Annotated in this window: 14 protein-coding genes; 8 read left to right on the top strand and 6 right to left on the bottom strand. The window is 70.7% G+C overall.

Translation table 11 applies throughout. The features are described 5' to 3' along the window. Positions 1 to 28: 28 nt before the first annotated feature. Positions 29 to 1,033 (bottom strand): DHH family phosphoesterase, encoded by a 1,005-nt coding sequence (locus G6O68_RS11620; protein WP_165247831.1) that lies wholly within the window; start codon positions 1,031 to 1,033, stop codon positions 29 to 31. Positions 1,034 to 1,093: 60 nt separating this feature from the next. Then, a complete protein-coding gene (locus G6O68_RS11615; protein ID WP_165247828.1) occupies positions 1,094 to 2,077 on the bottom strand; it encodes an SDR family NAD(P)-dependent oxidoreductase in 984 nt (327 codons plus the stop codon). A gap of 351 nt (positions 2,078 to 2,428) precedes the next feature. Here G6O68_RS11615 and G6O68_RS11610 point away from each other — a divergent pair, with 351 nt between their 5' ends. After that, on the top strand, positions 2,429 to 3,592 hold the full coding sequence (locus G6O68_RS11610) for a hypothetical protein (protein ID WP_165247826.1): 1,164 nt from the start codon (positions 2,429 to 2,431) through the stop codon (positions 3,590 to 3,592). A 123-nt stretch (positions 3,593 to 3,715) separates the two neighbouring features. Here the strand turns inward: G6O68_RS11610 and G6O68_RS11605 are convergent, their stop codons facing one another. Continuing rightward, positions 3,716 to 4,147, bottom strand: a complete 432-nt coding sequence (locus G6O68_RS11605; RefSeq protein ID WP_165247824.1) for a hypothetical protein — start codon at positions 4,145 to 4,147, stop codon at positions 3,716 to 3,718. 551 nt (positions 4,148 to 4,698) lie between these two features. Here G6O68_RS11605 and G6O68_RS11600 point away from each other — a divergent pair. The 4 genes from G6O68_RS11600 (at position 4,699) to G6O68_RS11585 (ending at position 10,487) form a co-directional block, all read left to right on the top strand. Beyond that, positions 4,699 to 6,441, top strand: a complete 1,743-nt coding sequence (locus G6O68_RS11600; RefSeq protein WP_165247822.1) for a hypothetical protein — start codon at positions 4,699 to 4,701, stop codon at positions 6,439 to 6,441. Between the two features lie 398 nt (positions 6,442 to 6,839). After that, the gene (locus tag G6O68_RS11595) at positions 6,840 to 7,778 is read left to right on the top strand and encodes a hypothetical protein (protein ID WP_165247820.1); all 939 of its coding nucleotides are present in this window, start codon (positions 6,840 to 6,842) and stop codon (positions 7,776 to 7,778) included. A gap of 82 nt (positions 7,779 to 7,860) precedes the next feature. Then, positions 7,861 to 9,003 (top strand): S1C family serine protease, encoded by a 1,143-nt coding sequence (locus G6O68_RS11590; protein WP_165247818.1) that lies wholly within the window; start codon positions 7,861 to 7,863, stop codon positions 9,001 to 9,003. Positions 9,004 to 9,077: 74 nt separating this feature from the next. Beyond that, positions 9,078 to 10,487: a sigma-54-dependent transcriptional regulator gene (locus tag G6O68_RS11585; RefSeq protein ID WP_165247816.1), complete on the top strand. Its 1,410-nt coding sequence runs from the start codon at positions 9,078 to 9,080 to the stop codon at positions 10,485 to 10,487. A gap of 63 nt (positions 10,488 to 10,550) precedes the next feature. On the opposite strand, the gene G6O68_RS11580 is transcribed toward G6O68_RS11585, so the two are convergent. From G6O68_RS11580 to G6O68_RS11570, 3 genes are all read right to left on the bottom strand, one after another. Beyond that, positions 10,551 to 11,177: a PEP-CTERM sorting domain-containing protein gene (locus tag G6O68_RS11580; protein WP_165247814.1), complete on the bottom strand. Its 627-nt coding sequence runs from the start codon at positions 11,175 to 11,177 to the stop codon at positions 10,551 to 10,553. Positions 11,178 to 11,287: 110 nt separating this feature from the next. Then, entirely contained in the window at positions 11,288 to 14,089 is a 2,802-nt protein-coding gene (locus tag G6O68_RS11575; RefSeq protein ID WP_165247812.1) for a S8 family peptidase, read from the bottom strand. Between the two features lie 427 nt (positions 14,090 to 14,516). Continuing rightward, positions 14,517 to 15,833 carry a hypothetical protein gene (locus G6O68_RS11570; protein ID WP_240911133.1) on the bottom strand — a complete coding sequence of 439 codons (1,317 nt, stop codon included), beginning with the start codon at positions 15,831 to 15,833 and terminating at the stop codon, positions 14,517 to 14,519. Positions 15,834 to 16,016: 183 nt separating this feature from the next. Here G6O68_RS11570 and G6O68_RS11565 point away from each other — a divergent pair, with 183 nt between their 5' ends. The 3 genes from G6O68_RS11565 (at position 16,017) to G6O68_RS11555 (ending at position 20,638) form a co-directional block, all read left to right on the top strand. Next, on the top strand, positions 16,017 to 17,999 hold the full coding sequence (locus G6O68_RS11565) for a M28 family peptidase (protein WP_240911132.1): 1,983 nt from the start codon (positions 16,017 to 16,019) through the stop codon (positions 17,997 to 17,999). A gap of 279 nt (positions 18,000 to 18,278) precedes the next feature. Then, entirely contained in the window at positions 18,279 to 19,535 is a 1,257-nt protein-coding gene (locus G6O68_RS11560; protein ID WP_165247810.1) for a hypothetical protein, read from the top strand. Beyond that, complete coding sequence (locus tag G6O68_RS11555) at positions 19,532 to 20,638, top strand: ABC transporter ATP-binding protein (RefSeq protein WP_165247808.1); 1,107 nt, start codon at positions 19,532 to 19,534, stop codon at positions 20,636 to 20,638. The genes G6O68_RS11560 and G6O68_RS11555 overlap by 4 nt, the downstream gene beginning before the upstream one ends. The last annotated feature ends 2 nt before the right edge of the window (positions 20,639 to 20,640 follow it).

The following is a 20,640-nucleotide window of genomic DNA, read 5'->3' as shown; positions in this document are numbered from 1 at the left end:
GACGCCGCGACGCTCGCGATTCCGGAGACTATCGTGACGCGCCGACCGAGGCCGGATCAAGGGCCTTGCGGATCGCGGCCAGCAGGCGGTCGAGGGCCGTCGAGAGCGGCCCCTGCACGGTCAGCCCGGCCGCCGCCTTGTGGCCGCCGCCGCCGAACTCGGCCGCGATCCTGGCGCAGTCGGCGCCCGCACGCGACCGCAGCGAGGCCTTCACGGCCCCCCGGGGCAGCTCCATCATCATCAGGCCGATCTCGACCCCGGCGAGGCTCACCGTGTAGTCGATCAGGTCCTCGGTGTCGTGCGGGATCGCGCCGGTCCGCTCCAGGTCGTCGAGCGTGACGGTCGCGTAGGCGACCCGGCCGCCGAGGTCGGTCTTCATCCCGGCGAGGAACTCGCCGGTGAGCCGAAGCCGGCTCAGCGTGTTGCGTTCGAACAGGTCGCGGTAGATCCGGTCGATCTCCGCGCCGGCCTCGATCAGCTCGGACGCGGCCAGCAGCGTCGAGGGCCGGGTGTTCGGGTGGCGGAACCAGCCGGTGTCCATGGCGATCGCCGTGAAGAGGCCGGTGGCGACCTCCTTCGTGAACGTCCCGCCGAGCGCCTTCACGGCCTGCATGACCAGCGTGCCGGCGGCCTCGGCCGAGGTGTCCTTGAGGAAGATCGCGCCCAGGTCGTCCTGGCTGACGTGGTGGTCGACCACGACCATCGGCCCGGGGAAGGCCCGCAGGAAATCTGCCATGTCGCCGAGTTGCGACCAGGCGGACAGGTCGAGGATGATCGCGACCTCCCGGTCGTCGAGGCTCCCGGCCGGAAGGCTGCCGAAGTGCTCGAAGAACGTGCCGTCCGGGTCGAGGTAGTCGTACCGGGGTGGGGTCCGGCTGGTGTTGACGACCCGGACGTCCTTCCCCTTCTGGCGGAGCAGGCCCGCCATGCCGACCTCGGACCCCAGCGCATCGCCGTCGGGGCGGATGTGGGCCGTGACCAGGAATCGGTCGTACTTCTCCAGCAGGTCGGCGAGCGGGGTCCAGTCGATCATCGTCGGGCTCGATCCAGGGGCTTCGGTTGGGGTGTTCTCGCCTCGGCTCGGGCGTCGGCCTCAGGTGGTGTAGACGTCGGGACGGAAGCGGTCGAGATGGCCGCGGATCCATTCGACCGTCTCGGCCAGGCCGTCCTCCAGGCTATAGCGCGGCTTCCACTTCCAGAGATCCTGGGCCAGCGCGGTACCGGCGAGCAGCCGCTCGACCTCGCTGGCCGGCGGCCGGAGGCGGTCCGACTCGGTCTCGACCTCCAGCGTCCGGCCGAGGATCGCGCCGATCCGGTCGACCAGGTCGCCGATGCTCACGTCCGAACCTCGCCCGACGTTCACGACCCGTCCCAGGGCCGCGTCGCACGAGGCGACGGCCACGAACGCCTCGGCCGTGTCCTTGACGTAGGTCAGGTCGCGGCGGGGGTCGAGCCGGCCGAGCTTCACCACGGGCCGGGTGAGCGCCTGGCTGATGATGGTCGGGATGATCGCACGGGCCGACTGGCGGGGGCCGAACGTGTTGAACGGCCGGAGCACCGACACCGGCGTCCCGAACGACCGGAAATAGCTCTCGCCGAGCGCGTCCGAGGCGATCTTGGTCGCCGCGTAGGGGGACTGCCCGCGCAAGGGATGCTTCTCGTCGATCGGGACGTACTGGGCCGTGCCGTAGACCTCGGAGGTCGAGGTCAGCACCACCCGCTCCAACGCCTTCGATCGCCGGCAGGCGTCCAGCACGTGCGCCGTGCCGTTGACGTTCGTTTGCACGACGTCGTAAGGGTTCTGGTACGAGTACGGGATGGCGATCAGGGCGCCCAGGTGGAACACCTGCTCGCGGCCTTCGACGGCCCTCGCCACGGCGTCGGGATCCTTCAGGTCGGCGCGGTGCACCTCGATCTCGGCCTGCATCTCCTTCGGCAGGTCGTCCAGGTGCCCGCGATCGTCGCGGCCGTTGTAGCGCACCAGGACGCGGACCCGATGCCCAAGGCTCACCAGCCTTTCCGTCAGATGGCTGCCGATGAACCCCCCCGCGCCGGTGACCAGGACCGCCTTGCCCATGTGTCGTTCACTCCCTCGCCCGGCCGTTCGTCGCCGGGGCGTCCACGAAAGCTGAATGGGAACCCATCTTAAGGCGTCCCCTGCTTCTTGACCACGCGAACCCGGGCGCAATCATCGCAACCCGCAACGGCTGCACCCATCCGAAGCCCCAGGACACCCTGAAACCCGCACCCAGAACGAAACCCCTCATCAAGCCAGGCTCGCTATTTTCTCGATACTCCGTAAAGCGAGAAGGGAACCCCGTCGATACACCTTCCATAGGAGCCATCATCAAACACTCTTCTTGCTGACTTCCGGAATCGCATGGGAAAGCGGCAAACGATGAATCCGACACGACCCGGAGAACGACCGATGACGCTGCGGCTTGTCTTGGTCAGCTTGGTGGCGGGATTGGGCCTCGGCCTCCCCGCCTGGCCGAAGATCGAAGGTTGGGTCGACTCCACTCAGAAATGGATGAACGCCCGCCTCGCCGAGATCGACGTCCGGCGGGGGGAGGAGAAGCAGTACGTGGTGATCCACGACCTGCTGGCGGCGGAGATGGAGCGGGCTCGCGCCGCCCGCCTCGCCCGCCGCACCCGTACGGTCGAGCCGCCGGTCGCGCCCCATATGGCGACGATCGCGCTCCCGCACCCGACCTCCCCCCGCCACCGAGCCGAGATGCTCGCCGGACGGCCCGCCACGGCGGCCGTCGCCCTCACCCTCCCCTTCGCCCTCCCGAAGCTCGACGACTTCCTGACGGCCGCCGGCTCCTCGGTCGCGACGACCGAGCCCGAATCGGCCCCGGAGCCGGTGGTCGTCGCCGCCCGGTTCGACGATCTGGCCCGGCTGGCCTGGGACCGCTTCGGCGACGCCGGGACGCGGCTCGCCGAGGGCATCGTCCAGGGCCTCCGCGACGCCGAGGCCCGCGAGAGCCTGGACCTGGCCTTCGCGGCCCTGGAGTCCTCCGACAACCTGTACTTCGACGGCGAATTCGCCCTCCAGTCCGACGTCGCCCCCGCCCCCGAGCCCGAGCTGGTGGCTGCCGCCGAGACCGCTCCGGCCCGCGTGGTCGAAACTCCGGCCGCGCCCGCCCCCCTGCCCGGCTTCGAGGTCCTGGAGCAGAGCGCCGACCTCTACTTCGCGGCCCCGCTCGTCGACGAGTCGGCCCCCGCTCCCGAGGCGTTCGCCGCGGCCCCCGCCCCGGTCGCCGAGGCGGCCCCCCTGCCGAGCGTCGCGGACGCCGGCGTAGTCGCCCTGCCGGACGACGTCTTCGCCCCGATCGCCCCGGTGATCGCCGGACTCGCCGAGGCGGCACACCTGCCGACCGTCGCCGACGCCGACTTCGCAGCTCTGCCGGACGACGTCTTCGCCCCGGCCGACCCGATGGTCGCCAGCCTCGCCGAGCCCGAACCCACCGTTCCTCCCGAGGTGAATCGGGCCGTCCGCCTGACCCGCGAGGCTCTCGGCGCCTGGGTGAACGTCCTCACCGGCCCGGCGGTGGTGACGGCCTCGCACACCGCCTCCGTGACCCGCTGAACCGCACCGGGCGCCGATCGTTCTCGCCAGATTAAAAACGCGGCGGTCGCCGGGTGACTCTCCCCGACGACCGCCGCGTTCGACGTTTCGAATCCCGAGGCTCGACGCCGGCGGATGCTGGCCTCAGGCGTCCTGCTCCACGCGACTGAACAGGAGGAGGCTGGTCTCCTCGTCAAAGACCGGCGGGGGGGCGTCGTCGACGGCCTTCCGGTAGCCGAGGCCGACGGCGACCTTGATCACCTCCGCATAGGAGGGGAAGGCCTTGCCCGACAGCTCCTTGAACCGCTGCATCGCGTTCATGAACTCCATCTCATCGTCGGTGTACTGCTTCTCGAACGTCGTGGGGTCGATGCGCTTGCGGCGCTCCTTCTTCTCCCGACGCTCGGCGGGCCGGGCGGGCCTGGGCTCGGCGGGGACTTCGGCGCCGCCCCGGACGCGGAACGGGCCGCGACGCTCCTTGCCGAGTCGTCGCTCGTGGAAGACCGTGTTCGCCGGGTAGGCGGAGAAGTCGAACGGGGCTTCGGCCGGCTTCGGGTCGTCTGTGGTGTCGCTCATCGGGAAATCTCCGGCCGTCCCGCAGGGGGGACGGCGAGGCTCGGTTCGGGAGGGCGACGACCGACTCGGCCGCGTCTTCGCCGGATGAGAATCTAGTAGGACGGCCGTGTTGCCTTGTCAAAATGGGCCGAGAGGGACTGTCGCGGCGGGAAATCGCGCGGGTGGATCGAAGAAACTCGGGGCCGGATTCGTCTTGATGGGGCGCAGGTCGCGCGCGGCTGCGGGTCCATTCGCCTCCCCCGGTTTGGCCGCGCCGGAAACCGTGTGGCATAATGGTTGACGACGAACCGAACGAAGCCAGCATCGAACCGCCTCATGGGACTCCCGAGGAACCGACGAGGATCAGCACCACCCAGGGGATGCGATCGGCCGCGGGGCTCCCGGGTCCCGTGCGTCCATCCCGGTCGGGCCGGGCCGAGTTCAACCCGGATCGCCAAGGCGTCGGCGTCCCGCCGTGTCGTCGGCGATCCGTGCAAACGCGACGAGTAAACACCTACAGCGCCCAGACCGGTCGTGGCGCCGGTGATCCCTTCTGCTGGAGAGCATCGATCATGTCCCGAACCGCGAGACTGTGGAAAGGCGCCGGGCTGCTGACCCTGGGCGGCGTATTGCTGTCCGGGGCCGCGTCGCGCGGCGACGATGCCCCGCCGCTATCCGAACAACTGACGGACCTCGGCCGGCAGGCGCTGGCGCAGGGTGCCGGCGGGATGGCCCGCTCCTTCTTCCAGAAGGCGCTGGAGATCGACCCCGACAACGCCGACGCCGTGAAGGGCCTCGACGAGGCCAAGGCCGCCCAGGACCGCCTCTTCAAGGTGGCCCTGCAGGACGCCCCGGCTCCTCCGGCCCCCGGCGTCGCCGAGACCCTCCCCGCCCAGCCGGCCCAGCCGACGCCCCCCGCCGAGCCGGCCCAACCGACGCCCCCCGCCCCGCCCGACGCCGGCCCCAACAGCCGGGCCACGCTCGAGGAGTCGGACCGCGCCGACGCTATCGCCCGCCAGCAGCTCACCAGCGACGTCGAGCAGCGGATGAGCGCGGCCCGCGAGATGGTCCGCAACGGCAATCCGGAGGCGGCCCTCGACACCCTCCGCCTGGCCCAGAACGTCGTGCGGTCGGCCTCGAACGTCCCCGAGAGCGTCCGCAACCAACTCGACCGCCGCATCCAGGCCCAGTACCTGTCGACCATCCGCGACGAGGAACGCATCGTCTCCGAGCGGATCGAGCGTCAGCGGGTCGAGTCGGCCGCCGAGCAGCGCAATCGCGGCCTGTCGCAACTGGTGGCCAACCAGGAGACCATCAAGGCCATGATGAACCAGTTCGACACGCTGATGGGCGAGGGCGTCTACAACTCCCTCTACAACGGCGGCATGGGGAACATCGGCCTGTCGACGGCACCGTTCTACGACGCCCGCCTGCTCGCTCAGCACGCGCGGTCGCTCATGCACAAGGGCACCCTCCCCTATAGCGACGAGAGCCCGGCCCCCTACGCCGGCATGTTCGTCTCCACGACCATGGGCTTCCTCTCGCAGGAGAAGCAGTTCGAGGAGCTGAAGGAATACCGCTTCATGCTGACGATGCAAGACGTCGCCCGCGCCGCGGTCCCCTTCCCCGACGACAAGATCATCGAGTATCCCGACGCGGCCCTCTTCCGCAGCCTCTCCGAGCGCCGGATCGCCCGCTACGGCAAGGCCGTCGACGTGTTCGACCGCGACCCCAAGACCAAGCAGATCCTCGCCAAGCTCGACGAGCCCCTGGCGATGAACTTCCCCAACGAGACGCCCCTCGAGGACGTCCTCAAGTACGTCAAGCAGGCCACCCAGACCCCGGCCGACAACGGCATCCCCATCTACGTCGACCCGATCGGCCTCAATGAAGCCGACAAGACGATGACCTCGCCGGTCTCGCTCGACCTCGACGGCGTGCCCCTGAAGACCACGCTCCGCCTGATGCTCCGCCAGATCGGCCTGACGTACACCGTCAAGGACGGCTTCCTGATGGTCACCTCGCAGGAGTCCGAAGACCAGCAGACCGAGATCCGCGTCTACCCCGTCGCCGACCTCGCCCTCATCCCGATCTCGCTCATCTCGGGCGGCGGCGGCATGGGTGGCGGTATGGGCGGCGGCATGGGCGGCATGGGCGGCGGCATGGGCGGCATGGGCGGCGGTATGGGCGGCATGGGCGGCGGCGGCATGGGTGGCATGGGCGGCATGGGCGGCGGTATGGGCATGATGTCCATCCCGGTCGTCCCGACCCAGGACGACCCCGCGGGCGCCCTCATGCAAAAAAAAAGCAACTGACCCCGTTTGGGGCCGGATCCAACCGGCCCGCTAACGAAGCTCCGCGGGACCAGCCCGGTCGCAAGCCGGCTGGTCCCGCTGGCGTTCCCGAGAAGAACGCCGGCCCCAAGGTCCGCAACGCCCCCACCTCCCCCGGCCGCTCGGCCCGTGACGGGCTCATCCCGATCACCGGCGGCCCTGCGAACGCCAAACCGGCCCCCGGCGGCAACGACCCCTACGCCTACTGGTCGGAATACTATCGCAAGCACGACGAGACGCCCGACCAGCTTCACGAGACCGTCCGCCTGCTCAATCGCAGCGCCAGCGAGAGCGAGGAAAACGCCGCCGCCCTCGCTCGCGAGGTCCACGCGGCGATCCTCGGCTACCTGCAGCACCGGCCCAAGAACGCCGAATTCTGGATGTATGAGGCGCTCGCCCTCGCCATCGAGATGAACGGCGGCAAGCCGGCTGACGTCGAGAAGGCCCTCAACTACGCGGCCGACCTCGCCCAGCGCTCGCACAACCCCAACCACCTCGTCAGCGCCGCCGACAAGCTCCTGCTCAAGGGGTTCACCGACCGCGTCGGCCCCCTTCTCGACGAGGCCGCCGAGAAGGTCCCCCACCGCGCCGAGCCGCTGGCCATGTCGATCAACCTGGCCCAGAAGACCCGCGATCCTCAGAGGATGGCCGAGTCCATCGCCAGGCTCCTCTCGCTGGGCTGGCCCGGCCAGGATGAGTATTTCCGCGGCGAGAGCCGCAAGCAGGCCGAGATCCTGGCCAAGGCGCTCACCGAGGAAGCCCGGACGGACGAGGCCGAGAAGCTCCTTGCAAGCCTCCCCGCCGCCGAGGCCCGCGACGTCTACATCCGCCTGACCTGGGACGGCGAGGCGGACTTCGACCTCGTCGTCGAGGAGCCCCTGGGTGCCACGGTCTCCTACTCCATGCCGCGCTCCGTCTTCGGCGGCGCCCTCATCAAGAACGGCCTGGGCAGCCGCCCCGAGGAGATCTACGTCTGCCCCCGAGGCTTCGACGGCGCTTACACCGTGCGGATCATGCCCATCGCGACCGACCCCGCCAAGCCGACGACCCGGCTGACCCTGGAGACGATCACCCACGAGGGGGACGCCGCCGAGGAGAAGAAGACCGTCACCCTGGCCCCGAACGACCCCCAGGCCAAGCCCGTCGTCGTCATCCTGAAGGGCGGCCGCCGCACGAAAGCTCTCCCGTTCGTCAGCCCCGGCATCCTCCGCCAGTCCGTCGAGGAGAAGCTAGGCGCCGGCTCCGACAAGGGCGAGGCGCCCAAGACCGATGCCGGCAAGCCCGAGACGAAGCCCCGAGACCTGATCCCGATCCGTTGACGGCCGTTGCGAACGACCGCACGCCCGCGATAGGCTCGATGAGGCGGGCGTCGACCCTGCCGATCGGAACGGAGCGATTCTCATGCTCACCTCGAAGATTGGTCGTCGATGGGCCCTGGCCCTCGCGATGATCGTGGCCCCGGCGGTGGCCCCGGCTCAGGAAGCGGGCCCGAACTCGCGGGCCGAGGCGATCCGCCGGGCGGCGGCGAAGGTCGGCCCCTCCGTCGCGGCGATCCGTGCGGTCCGAAACCCGATGCGCGATATCGCCGGACCGTCGGGCGCGGGGGTCGTCGTGGACGCCGGGCGAGGGCTCGTCGCCACCACGGGCCGGGCGTTGTTCGGAGGTTTCCGGGCCGAGGTCGTCCTGTCCGACGGCGAGCCCCGGCCGGTCCTCCGCGTCTTCCACGCCGATCCGGCCGGAGAGCTCCTCCTCCTCCAGGTCGACCCGGCGACGCCAGGGCTCGTGGCTGCCGAATTGGGCGATTCGACCAGGCTGCAGCTGGGTGACGATCTCTTTGCGATCGGACGCTCGCCGGAGGGCCGGATCCTGGCGACGGCCGGCATCGTCGCCTCGAGTCGCGACCGTGACGATCCCGGCTCCGAACTCGCGTCGTTCCCCATCGACGCGATGGTGGCCGTCGAGAACGCGGGCGGCCCCGTCCTCGATCGCGAGGGCCTCACGGTGGGGGTCGCCGTCCCGATCGAGGGGCCGTTCGTCCTCGGCAGGCCGCGTGGGAGTTTCACGACGGCGATCCCGTCCGCCCGCATCCGCGCGGCGATCGCCGATTTCGATGAGGGGGGAGGTCCTCCGAGGAGCTATCTCGGCGTCCTGCTCGGCCCCGACCGGCCGCTCCCGGCGGCCCGTGGCCTCGACGCACCCGGCGCCCTGGTGATCGGGGTGGCGAAGGAGAGCCCGGCCGAGCGTATCCTGCTGCGTCCCGGCGATCGGATCACGGCCGTCGACGGCCGCGACGTCCCGGATTCCCAGGCGTTCCAACGCGCGATCGACCGGAGGCCGGTCGGCGACGAGGTAACGCTGACGGTGGTCCGCGGCGACGAGACCCTCTCGATCAAGGTCCGCACCGTCCCCCGACCGGGCGCCTTTCTCCCCTCGCCGCGGCCTCCCGGGCCGCCGTCGCCGGCCGAGAGCGACGAACCGAACGCGGAATCGACGCCGAAAAACGGACGAAACGAGGGGACGGATCTTCCCAAACCCCTGCCGTAGCTGCGAAAATCGTCGGCGACCGGACCGTCCCGCATGGAATCAGCGCACCACGACGACGGCGGAAGGATGGACCCATGAAACGCCGGATCCTCACGGTCGACGACCAGAGACTGAGCTGCGATCACCTGCGGCAGATTCTGGAGCCCGAAGGCTACGAGGTCGAGGCCGCCTACGACGGCGCCACCGCCCTCGAAATGCTCCGCGAGAAGGTCTTCCACCTGGTCGTCACCGACCTGAAGATGCCCGACATGAGCGGCTTCGACCTGCTGTCCACGCTGCGGGAGCGGCGTGTGCCGGTGGGCGTCGTCGTGGTCACGGCCTACGGCGACACGTCGGAGGCGCTCCAGACGATGAAGGCCGGGGCCGACGACTTCCTGCGCAAGCCCTGCGACGCCGACCACCTGCGCCTCGTGGTCGAGCGGACTCTCAAGCGTCGCCACCTCGTCGATCACCTGGCTCAGCTGCGCAACCAGCTCCGAGGAAGCTACAGCTTCCACACGATGGTTTCGCAAAGCGCCAAGATGCGGCGCATCTTCGACCTGATCCAGCAGATCGGCCAGGTCGACTCCACCGTCCTCATCCACGGCGAGACCGGCACGGGCAAGGAGCTGGTCGCCCAGGCGCTCCACGCCGTCAATACCCGACGCAAGGGGAAGTTCGTCGCGCTGAATTGCGCCGTGCTCAACGACTCACTCCTGGAGAGCGAGCTGTTCGGGCATGAGAAAGGGTCGTTCACCGGCGCCGAGAAGCGCAAGATCGGCCGGTTCGAAAAGGCCAACGGCGGCACCCTGCTGCTCGACGAGATCGGCGACATCTCCCCGGCCATGCAGGTCAAGCTCCTCCGCGTCCTCCAGACCGGGACGCTGGAGCGCGTCGGCGGCGTCGACCCGATCAAGGTCGACGTCCGGATCATCGCCGCCACCCACAAGCGGCTGGAGGACGAGGTCAAGGCCGGCCGCTTCCGCGCCGACCTGTACTACCGCCTCAAGGTCGTCCTCATCGACCTGCCCCCGCTCCGCGAACGGAAGGAAGACGTGCCGCTGCTCGCGATGCACTTCGTCGAGAAGCACGCCTCCGCCGCGAACCCCATCTCGGAGATCGACGCGGCGGCGATGCAGGCCCTGCTGAACCACCACTGGCCGGGGAACATCCGCGAGCTGGAGAACGCGATCAAGGCCGCCGCCGCGATGGCCGAGGGCCCGGTGATCCACCGCGATCTCCTGCCCGAGACCATCGTCCCCCGCACCCCGGCCGCCGCCCACGCCGGCTCCAACCTCATCGACATCGACGTCCGGCTCCCCGAGTTGACCGAAGAGCTGATCGGCCAGGTGGAACGCGAATACTTCCAGCGCGTGCTCTCGGAGTACAACGGCAACGTCGCCCGCTGCGCCCGGCACAGCGGCCTCTCGCGCCGGAGCGTCACCCAGAAGCTCCAGAAGTACGGCCTCGACCGCCAGGACTTCAAAAAGCCCCGGTTCGAGTGACGCGCGAGAGCGGCGGCGGTCGCTCGATCGCGCCGCCCCCTCGGCCCTGGACCGTGCTTCGGCTCAACCCGCGACGACCACCGGCCGCCCCCGCCGGGCGACGGCCGAGGCCGCGGCGACGGCCAGCAGCCCCATCGCCAGCGACGAAGGCTCCGGGACCGCCACGTCGGCCGGCCTCACGGTGATGCGGGCTGTCGCGACGTTGGCGGGGTCGAGCACGTCCCCGTTCAGCGTCGCGAAGTCGGGCGACTGGGGGTCCAGGTCGGCCACGCTGACGACCGTGGTGCCCGCTGCGAGGCCGGTGAAGGTCAACCGCGCCAGCAGGAGAGGCGTCGACAGGTCGTCGAAGCCCGTCAGCGAGGTCAGGCCGATCGTGATCGCCGACGGGCCGTCGAAGTCCGCGTCCGCGACCCAGTCCAGGAGGTAGGCGATCGACCCCAGGTCCACGCCGAGGATCCCGGCGGGATCGCCGAACGACACCCGGACTCCCGCCGAGAAGAGCGGGTTGAGCGCGTCGACCTGAGGGCCCGTCCCGTCCTGGCTCAGCAGGACGTCGACGACGATGACGTCCCCGACGTCGACGACGGCCGAGGAGGGCTCCAGGGTGAGGAACAGGTCGGCCCGGGCGGCCCCGACCGGGAAGCAGGCGAGGAAGCCGAGAGCGAGGGCGGACGCACCGATCAATCGCATGGGGATTCATCCTGGATGAAGATGGGACGAGGACGGTCGGCGGGAGGACGAGAGGATGAGGGCCGAGGCCGCGTCGCCGACGTCCGCCGACGACGCGACCTCGCGGACGGTCAGACCGGGAGCCGGCGCTTGCGGAAGTTGGCCGTGAAGGCGGTTTGATCGAGGAGGTCGATGTCGCCGTCCCCGTCGGAGTCGAAGATCGAGGCCGACGGCGACGTGGGGTCGACGCCGAGCGCCGCGGCCCGGAAGGCCAGGAAGTCGACGGCGTCGACCAGGCCGTCGCCGTTGGAATCGCCGAAGAATCGGTGGAACGCCACGGTGCCGACGCTCCCACGGACGCCGATCGACCCGGCGTCGATCGGATTGCCGGCGTCGTCGAGGATCGCGGCCCCGTCGACCCGCAAGGTGTATCGGCCGTCGGGCAACGAGCCCCCCTGCAAGGCCGAGGCCTGGAAGGTCAGCACGATGCGGGTGCTGCCGTCCGGACGGACGACGAACGACGGGACGACCGGCACCACGGCGCCGTCGCCGGTCCGCGTGAGCGTGAACGCCGAGGCGGGCACGGTCGCCAGCTTGCCCGCAACGTCGATCGTGATCGACCGGATGCGCGAACGTTGCGCCGTCCCGTCGTCGACGAGGAGGTCGACGGCCTGCGAGAGGGCCGTCAGCTTCACCGCGTCGAAGGCGAACCCGCCGCCGCCGTACGAGCGGTCGCCGACGTGCTGGAACTTGATCCGAACGTCGGCGCCGAGGGTCAGCCCAAGGCCCTCGGCGATCGCCGAGAGGTCGAAGCTTCGGGCCTGGTAGGTCGACGTGGAGTTCGCCCCCGTGAGGCTGATCAGCCGGTGCCAGTTCACTCCGTCTATCGAGAAGGCGACGCCGTCGGCGGCGATCCGGCCGGTGAACGCGGCCGGCATCGGCTCGTCGCCGTCCCCGGCCTCCTTTTGCCGGAAGTCGAGCTGCACCCCCTTCCGACCGGCCAGGTTGACGTGCAGCACGGCCTCGCTGAGGCCGAACAGGCCGTTGACGCTCGAATCCATGGTCAGGTGGTAAGACCCGGCCGAGGGCCCGTTCGCCGGGGTGACGAGCATGCGGGCGGCCCCTGCGTTGTACGTCTCCCATTGCACGCCGAGCGCCCGGGATTCGAAGCCGTCGAGGACGCTCGGGAAGGCCGCGGCGGGGTCGCCGAAGATCGCGTCGAAGGCGTTGATCAGCCCAAATCCCGTCCGGGAATCGAAGCCGATCCCGCTGCTTACGAGGTCGTCCGCGGTGGAGGTGAGCCGGTCGTAGACCTGCTGCGCCGTGAAGTCCGGCCGGGACTGCCGCAGCAGCGCGGCGACGGCCGCGGCGTGGGGCGCGGCGGCCGAGGTCCCGAAGAAATTCGGGCGGCCGTTGCCGTCGGCGTCGAAGCCGAAGAAGGTCGTGTCGGCACCGTCGATCGACGTGACGTCGGGCGTGGCCCGGACCTCCGGGGCGGCGAGCCGGGCCCCGTCGGGCGCGAACAGGATCGTGTTCGGGCCCGCCGAGGTGTAGGACTCCGGATTGAGCTGGTCGAAGAACGGGGCCGCCCCGACGGAGAGCCCGGCCGCCGACGAGTGCGGGATGACCGTCGAGCTGTTGGTGGGGAAGTCCACCACATTGATCGCGCCGAAGTTGTTGGCGCCGTAGTTCACCCACTTGACCCGGCCGGGATCCGGGCCGTCGAACTTGTTGATCAGGATGTCGTAGGAACGGGTCGATCCCGTCGTGTTCTGGTAGCTGAACAGCTCGCTCGGGGTCTGGATCGCCGGGTTGTCCGCGGCGGAGCCGGCCACGATGGTGTTGGTGGCGGCGTCGATCAGGTAGATGTCGAGGTCGGTGTCGACGCCGTTCACGGTATAGAACGGATCGTCCCACTGCAAATTCAGGATGAGGGCCTGACCCGGGCCGAGCGTGATCCGCTGGCGGGTGTCGACCCCCGCGCCGGGGTTGAAGTCGTAGAAGCTCCCGGAGTACTGGAAGTCGGAGCCGAAGGCGGGCGTGGCGGATTCGTACGACTGCGTCCCCAGGTTACCCGCCAGGGCGAAGTAGGCCACGTCGCGATCCGCGACGACGTCGTCGATCGCCTGGGCGATCGGGCCGTCCTGGAACAGGGGTTCCTCGAAGTAAAAGACGTCGTCGGTGATGACCGAGGCCCCGAAGAAGTCGGGGTCGGCGAGGGCCCGGATCAGGTCGCCGAACGCCCCCTGGCCATAGAACGCCGAGGCGAACGCGAGCGGCGAGCCGGGGGCCAGGTCGTGGACCAGCTCGGCCATGGCGCGACCTTCGTCGGAACTGCCGGCCGGGCCTTCGAGGAGGTTGACCACGCCGGCCGGCAGGTCACCGGAGGCGACCCCCGCCGCATAACCTCCCCGTTGGTTGAAGCTGTCGCTGAGCACCCCGACCTTCACGCCGGCCCCCGTGAGCCCGACCGGGGCCGTGTTGCGCACGCGATCGGCCTCGAGGACGAAGTCGGCCTGGCTCGTGACGGCGCCGGCCGCGGTCTGCGGCCGGGCGATCGCCGAGAGGCCCAGGAGCCCGGACGCGGCCAGCGTCGTCGCGTCGACGAGCGAGGCGATCGGCAGGAAGCCCTCGACCAGGTGGAGGGCCGGCATCGACGACAGCACCTGGAAGCCGAGCCGCTGCAGATCCGGCGTCAGCCGGCCGACGTCCGTCGCCGTGACGGAGACGGCGACCCGGCCCTCGGCGTCCCGGAGGATCGGCAACGGCTGGGCGTCGATGATCTGGGCCGGGCTCACGCCGACGGGCGCCGCGCGCGACGCGGCGACGAGGCTCGCCAACTGGCTCGACAACCGCTGCACCTGCGCGTCGGGCCTTCCCAGGAGTTGCGCCGTCAGCAGCGGAGTGGACCGGGGCAGGAGCCCGCCGGCCATCAGCCGGCGGTCCTCCAGGACTTCGGTCCGGGGGGACCAGGAGACCGGGCGACGGGTCCGCCGACGAGGTCGACGCCGATCGTCTTCCGAATGGTTACGCAGCAAATGGCCACCTCATCGAAGGTCCGTCTCGGTGATGCCTCGAACGCCTGCCCCGGCGCTCCCGCGATCTCCCCGCTTGCCGGGAGAGGGTCGTCTTCGACTCCAAGCGCGGTAGCATGCCGGCAACGGACGGACACAATGAGCGAGACGTTCGGCTAAGTCAACAAGCAAATCGAAACTTTCGCGATTCATGCCGCCCCGAACCATCCCAACGATTTCTTTACGCGCGCGCAGGGCGATGCGACCTCGGATCCGGCAGACGGCCGGACCCGCGGGAGGCAAGGTTCGAGGTGGGCTCGACGACGGCAGCCGAGGCGGCTGGGCGTCAAGGCAACGGCACGTCCTCGAACGTGAAGTCCAGCGGCACGGCGACGACCCGGCTCGGCGTCTCATAGACGAGCTGGTAATCCCCGGGCTCGCCGGGCACGTCCACGAACAGGTACTCGAACCCGAGCCGGCCGCCGTCGCTGCCGGTGTTCGAGAAACCCCCGTTCTGTTCGAACCTGGACCCGTCGGCCTTCTGAAGCCAGAGCCGGTTGTTGAACAAGCCCTGTCGGTAGCTCTCGAAAGCGGGCCCCTCGCCGGGGTAGCTCAGGATCACCCCCACTTTCCAGACCTGTTCGTCGACTTCCACGCCCTTGCAGGTCACCCCCACGTCCCCCTGCTGGATCGTCCGCTCCTCGGAGAGCTTGGGGAAGCGGAAGGTCTTCACGCCGGCGGGGAGGGTCATCTCGGCCTGGACGCGGAACGAGGCGAGGCGGATCGCCGACCGCTCGGGCGCCTCCAGGTTCACGTTCACCTCGGCCGACGGGTTCTCCGGTCGGAGCACCACGTCGCTCGACTCCATCGCCACCTGCGGCTTGATCGGACGGCCCTGGTCGTCCTTGACCTCGATTCGGTCGGCCTTGAGCGCCAGCAGCATGGGGCGGATCCTCGGCTCCCAGGCGATCTCCAACGCCGCGTTGGCGGCCGAGGCCCCCGCCTTAAAGTCGCGCATCTGGGTCAGTTGCCGCAAGGTCACGCGGAAGGGGCCGACGTAACGAACCGGAGCCCCCTCGCCGGCGTTCGCCGCGCGGGGCTCGGCGGCGATCACGCCGATCGAGGCGTCGCCGGTGAACGGGGTCGTCGCCACCCCCGCCTTACGGGCCACCTCATCGAGGGCCTCGAGGAACGGGACGCCGTCCAGGTCGAGGTCGAACGACGGGTTGGTCGCCTCGGCGCCGAACTGCTCGCGGAGGTCCGTGATCGGGTTGCCGGTCTGCTTCTGGAGCTGGAGGAGGGCGTCGCTGAGCCGGACTCCCTGCGCCTTGAGCGTCACCCGCGAGGGGGCCGAAGGGTCGTCGCTCGGCCCGGCCTCGCGGATCGCCTCGCGGACCCTCGCCAGCCGCTCGGCCCGCTCCTTCGGGACGTCCGCCTGGTCGGGCAGCAGCGGCAAGGCCCTGGCCCCGAGCTTCTTGAGCGCGGCCTCGGCCGCGTCACGGGCCTCCGGGGCGCCCGAGTCCAGCCGCTCGACGAGCTGCAAGACCCGGTCGCGGAGCGCCGCGTCCGACGCCTCCTGACCGACTGCGAGACAAGCCCCGGTCGCCAGGAAGAGCGCCGGGAGCCACCGCGAGAACCGCCGACGACCGTTCGTTGCGATCATGCTGTTCGAGCCTCCCGCCGCACGCGACAACTGTCCTAGATCCGCCGGATTTCAGTCTAGCCGCCGACCCGAGCGGTTGCAACGCGGCGGGGGCCGGCCGGGAGACGGCTTGACCCTGCCGGCGCGGGCCCCGAGAATCGACGCATCCGAGGACGAACGGGACGTCGAGAAAGGAACGACCGGATGATGAGGCATCGCGCGGGGGGGCCGGGGCGGTTCATGGAAGTGACGGGCCTGGCGGCCCTCGCCGGGCTGACGCTCGGGCCGGCGGTCGTCGGGGCGCGGGCCCAGGCGCCGGTGGGCAACGGCGGGGGCGACTCGCCCGCCGCGGTGACCGCGTCGACCACCTACGTCTCGCCGGCCGAGGCCCGGCTCAAGCAAGACGTCTCGTTCCTCGCCGACGACGCCCAGGAGGGCCGCGCCCCCGGCACCAAGGGCATCGAGGCCTCGGCCCAGTACATCGCCGACAGGTTCAAGGAGCTGGGCCTCCAGCCCCCTCCCGGCGAGGACGGCTACTTCCAGAAGTTCTCGATCACCGGCCAGCCGCGCCTCGGCGAGCCGCTGGATTTGATCGTCAAGGGACCGGGGGACGCCTCGATCCAGGGGGCGCCGCGCACCGACTTCAACCCCCTGGCCATCGGCGCGACCGGCTCGGCCGACGCGGCCCGGATCGTCTTCGCCGGCTACGGCATCACGGCCGACCGCCCGGAGAAGAACCTCGCCTACGACGACTACGCGGGGATCGACGCGACCGGCAAGGTCGTGATGGCCCTCCGTCGCGAGCCCGGCCTGAACGACGAAGCCAGCCCGTTCGACGGCAAGAAGACCAGCGACTTCGCCACGTTCCGCCACAAGGCGACGAACGCCTTCCAGCACGGCGCGGCGATGCTCCTGGTCGTCAACGACGCGGCCGGCCTCGGCGCCGACCGCGACGCTCTCTTGAATCTGGGCTCGGCCGGGCCCGAGACGCTCGCCCGACTGCCGATCGTCCACGTCACCCGCGACTTCGCCGACCGGATCCTCAAGGCCGCGGGCGAGCCGCCGCTGGCCGAGTTGGAGGCGGGCATCGAGAAGGATTACAAGCCCCTCTCGCGCGAGCTGAAGGGCCTGAGCGCCACCGGCCGGGTCGCGATCGAGCGGCCCGGCGTCGAGACGAAGAACGTGATCGGCGTGATCGAGGGGGCGGGGCCGAGGGCCGGCGAGACGATCGTGGTCGGCGGCCATTACGACCACCTCGGCCGGGGCGGTCTGATGTCCGGGTCGCTCTCGTTCTTCTCGTCCGACATCCACAACGGCGCCGACGACAACGCCTCGGGCACCGCCCTGGTGATGGAGCTGGCCCGCCGGCTCGCCGCCCGTCGCGACCCGCCGCCGCGCCGGGTCGTCTTCGTGGCCTTCTCGGGCGAGGAGCGCGGGCTCCTGGGCTCGCAGTACTACGTCGACCACCCCCCCTTTCCCATCGAGTCGACGGTCGCCATGTTCAACTTCGACATGGTCGGCCGTATGGACGACAAGAAGGAGCTGACGATGATCGGCACCGGCACCTCGCGCGGCTTCGACGCCCTCGTCGACGCCCTGGGGGCGGAGTCGGGCATGAAGATCAAGAAGGTCGCCGGCATGACCGACGGATTCGGCGGCAGCGACCACCAGTCGTTCCACGCCAAGGACGTCCCGGTCCTCTTCGCCTTCACCGGCATCCACTCCGACTACCACCGGCCGAGCGACGACTGGACGAAGATCAACTACGCCGGCATGGCCTCGATCGCCGACTACGTCGAGCTGTTGCTCCTGGAAGTCGTCCGTCGGCCCGGCCGGCCCGAGTTCGCCCGCGCCCCCGCGCCCAAGCACGGCGCGACCGCCTCGCAATCGGCCTCGACGGGCATGAGCGTGACGCTGGGGGTCATGCCGGATTACGCGGACGAGTCCAAGGCCGGCATGAAGCTCTCCGACGTCCGCGAAGGCGGCCCCGCCGCCAAGGCCGGCATCAAGGGGGGTGACGTCATCGTCGGCATCGGCGGCAAGCCGATCGGCACCATTTACGACTACATGGAGAGCCTCGGCCGCTACAAGCCGGGCGACTCCGTGGACGTCCTGGTCAAGCGCGATGGGAAAGACGTCAACCTCCGCGTCGAGCTGGGCAAGTCCAACGCCGCGCCCCGGCAATAAGATCTCGAAGCCGGGCCGGCGCGACCTCAAAGGACCTCGCTCATCGTCCTTCCCCCCTCGTGGGGGAAGGTGGCCGAAGGCCGGATGAGGGGGCGCCTCGAAAGGCCGTCGCTCATCCGTGAAGTCGGCCTTGATGGTCTCCCACCAGGGGCGGAGGGAAGTCGGGAAGGCCGACGGTCGGTCGCTTCGTCCGCCTTGATGGTCCCCCTCATCCGCCCCTTCGGGGCACCTTCCCCCACCAGGGGGGAAGGACATACGGAAGTCGACCCGGCGAGTTCCATGATCTTCCCCGCCCCTTCGATCCGTCGATGGTCTCCGGCCGCGCTCGCCGTGCTGGCCTGCAGCCTCGCCGGCTGCATCGAGGAGAGGCCGCGTGATGACGCCTTGCGCATCGCGACGGCGTGGCCGCGCGCCGAGACTTCGGCGATCGCGAGGGAGTTCGCCGACTGGCTCCGCACTCAGCCCGACGCCGTCTCCGTCGACGCCGCGTCGATCGCCTGGATCGAGTCGCCCGAGCAAGGGCCGATCGACGCCGACGCGCGGCAGCCCGACCTGCTGCTCGGCGGGCCGATCGGCGCGTACGCCCGGCTGGCCGCCGAAGGAGCGCTGGCGAGCCTGAGCGACGGCTCGCCGCGCCCCTACTGGGTCGTCGCCCGGCGATCGGCGGTCGACCTGCCGCACGCGACGGCCTCCTCGTCCCGACTGGTGCTGGCCGATCCCCGCGTCGATCCGGCGACCCGGGCCTGGTGCTTGCAAGGCGAAGGGTCGGAGCCCTGGCGGACGCGTTACGCGCACCTGGTCGGGCTCTACGGCGAGACCTCGGCGCCAGCCGGCTGGCGCTCCGGCTCCGCGCGGGCGGCCGTCCGGCGGGGGCGGGCTGATCGAACGGTCGTTTCCGAGGATTCGCCGACCGCCACATCGGCCGAGTGGCTCGAAGGCGCGGCGATCCCCGTCGACGCCCGGCGTCCCCGCGCGGCGCGGGCGTTCCTGAACTTCCTGATCGAGCGGAGGCAGGGCGAGGCCGGGCCGAGGTTCGAGGCCGCGTCCATGGCCCGCGCCGGGGCCGACGCGGAGGACCTCGCGGCCGACCTCCTGGGGGCGACGCTCGTCGACGCGCAGGAGGAATTGCGAATCGCCGCGGCCGCCGTCCGCGATGCGGGCTCGCCGACCTGGGCCGTCGACCTGCTGACCCAGCCTCCCCCCTGGCCGCCGGCCTCGGTCGATAAGCTGCTGCGCAAGGAGGGCGAGGCGGGCCCCGCTCTGGTCGAGACGCTGATCGGCCAGGTCGCCCCCGCGCCGAGCCTCCGCCTCTGGCTCGCGCAGAGTTGGCTGAAACCCCGACGCGCCCTCGACCGCGAAATCCTGGCCGACGTCGCCGAGGCCGACGGCGGACGGCTGGCGCGCGAGCCTCGATTCCGGTCGTGGCTCAGGGCGGAATGGACGCAGTGGGCCCGGCAGCGTTACCGTTGGGTGGCGCGACTGGCCGCCTCGGGCGCCGCGCCGGTCGTCCCCCCGCCCTTGCCGAGCGACTCATGATCCGCGTCATCGCCGAAGGTCTCGTCAAGCGTTACGGCCGCGTCGCGGCGGTCGACCACGCGTCGCTGGAGCTTCCGCCCGGAGAGCTGACGTGCCTGCTCGGCCCGTCCGGGGCGGGGAAGTCGACTCTCGCCCGGCTCCTCGCCGGACTGGAATCGCCCGACGACGGCGAGATCTACCTCGGCGACCGCATGGTCCAGTCGCTCCCTCCTCGCGAGCGCGGGGTCGGCATGGTGTTCCGCGACCACGCCCTCTGGCCGGCCCTGTCGGTGCGGGACAACGTGGCTTATCCGCTGAAGCTCCAGGGCGTCCCCGCCCGCGAGCGGCGACGGCGGGTCGACGAGGCCCTCGCCTCGCTCCGGGTGGACACCCTGGCCGACCTCCGCCCCGCCGCCCTGACGGCCGGCCAGTCGCTCCGCGTGGCGCTGGCCCGGGCCCTGATCGCCCAGCCCGAGCTTTTGATCCTCGACGAGCCCCTCGCCGGCATCGAGCCGCAGGGCCGCGACGAGGCCTGGGACGAGATCCGCCGGGCCCGCGCCGAGGCCGGCCTCACGACGCTGCTGCTGACCTCGGCCGCGCCCGAGGCCCTCGCCCGCGCCGACCGCCTCGCGGTGATGGACCTCGGACGCATCCTCCAGAGCGGGCCGCCCCAGGAGCTGTACGCCCAGCCGGTCGACGTCTTCGTCGCGCGGCTGCTCGGCCCCACGAACCTCCTCCAGGGCCAGGTCGACGGCCTCAGCCACGACGCGTCCCGCCGCGAAGTGGTGGTGCGCACCCCGGTAGGTCGCCTGGTCGCCCGCTCCAACCTGCCGTCGCCCTCGGCCTCGACCCCGGTGACCGTCTCGATCCGGCCCGAGTCGCTGGCCCTCGGCCCCGGAGTCCCCTCCGACGCCAACCGCTTCCCGGCGACCATCGAGCGGATCACCTTCCAGGGCTCGACCCGCCGCATCCTGCTGCGAGGCCCCGGCGACTGGCCCGTCACGGCGCTGGCCCTCCAGAGCCAGTCCGCCCACGTCCGGGAAGGCCAGGGCGTGACGCTCTCCATCGCCCCGGAGAACGTCACGCTCCTGCCCGGCAAGTTCGCCGTCGGCGGCGGGTCGTAGCC

Source organism: Paludisphaera soli (assembly GCF_011064595.1).
Classification (GTDB): domain Bacteria; phylum Planctomycetota; class Planctomycetia; order Isosphaerales; family Isosphaeraceae; genus Paludisphaera; species Paludisphaera soli.
Note: the sequence above shows the minus strand (reverse complement) of the source record. Positions and strands in the feature narration are given on the sequence as shown.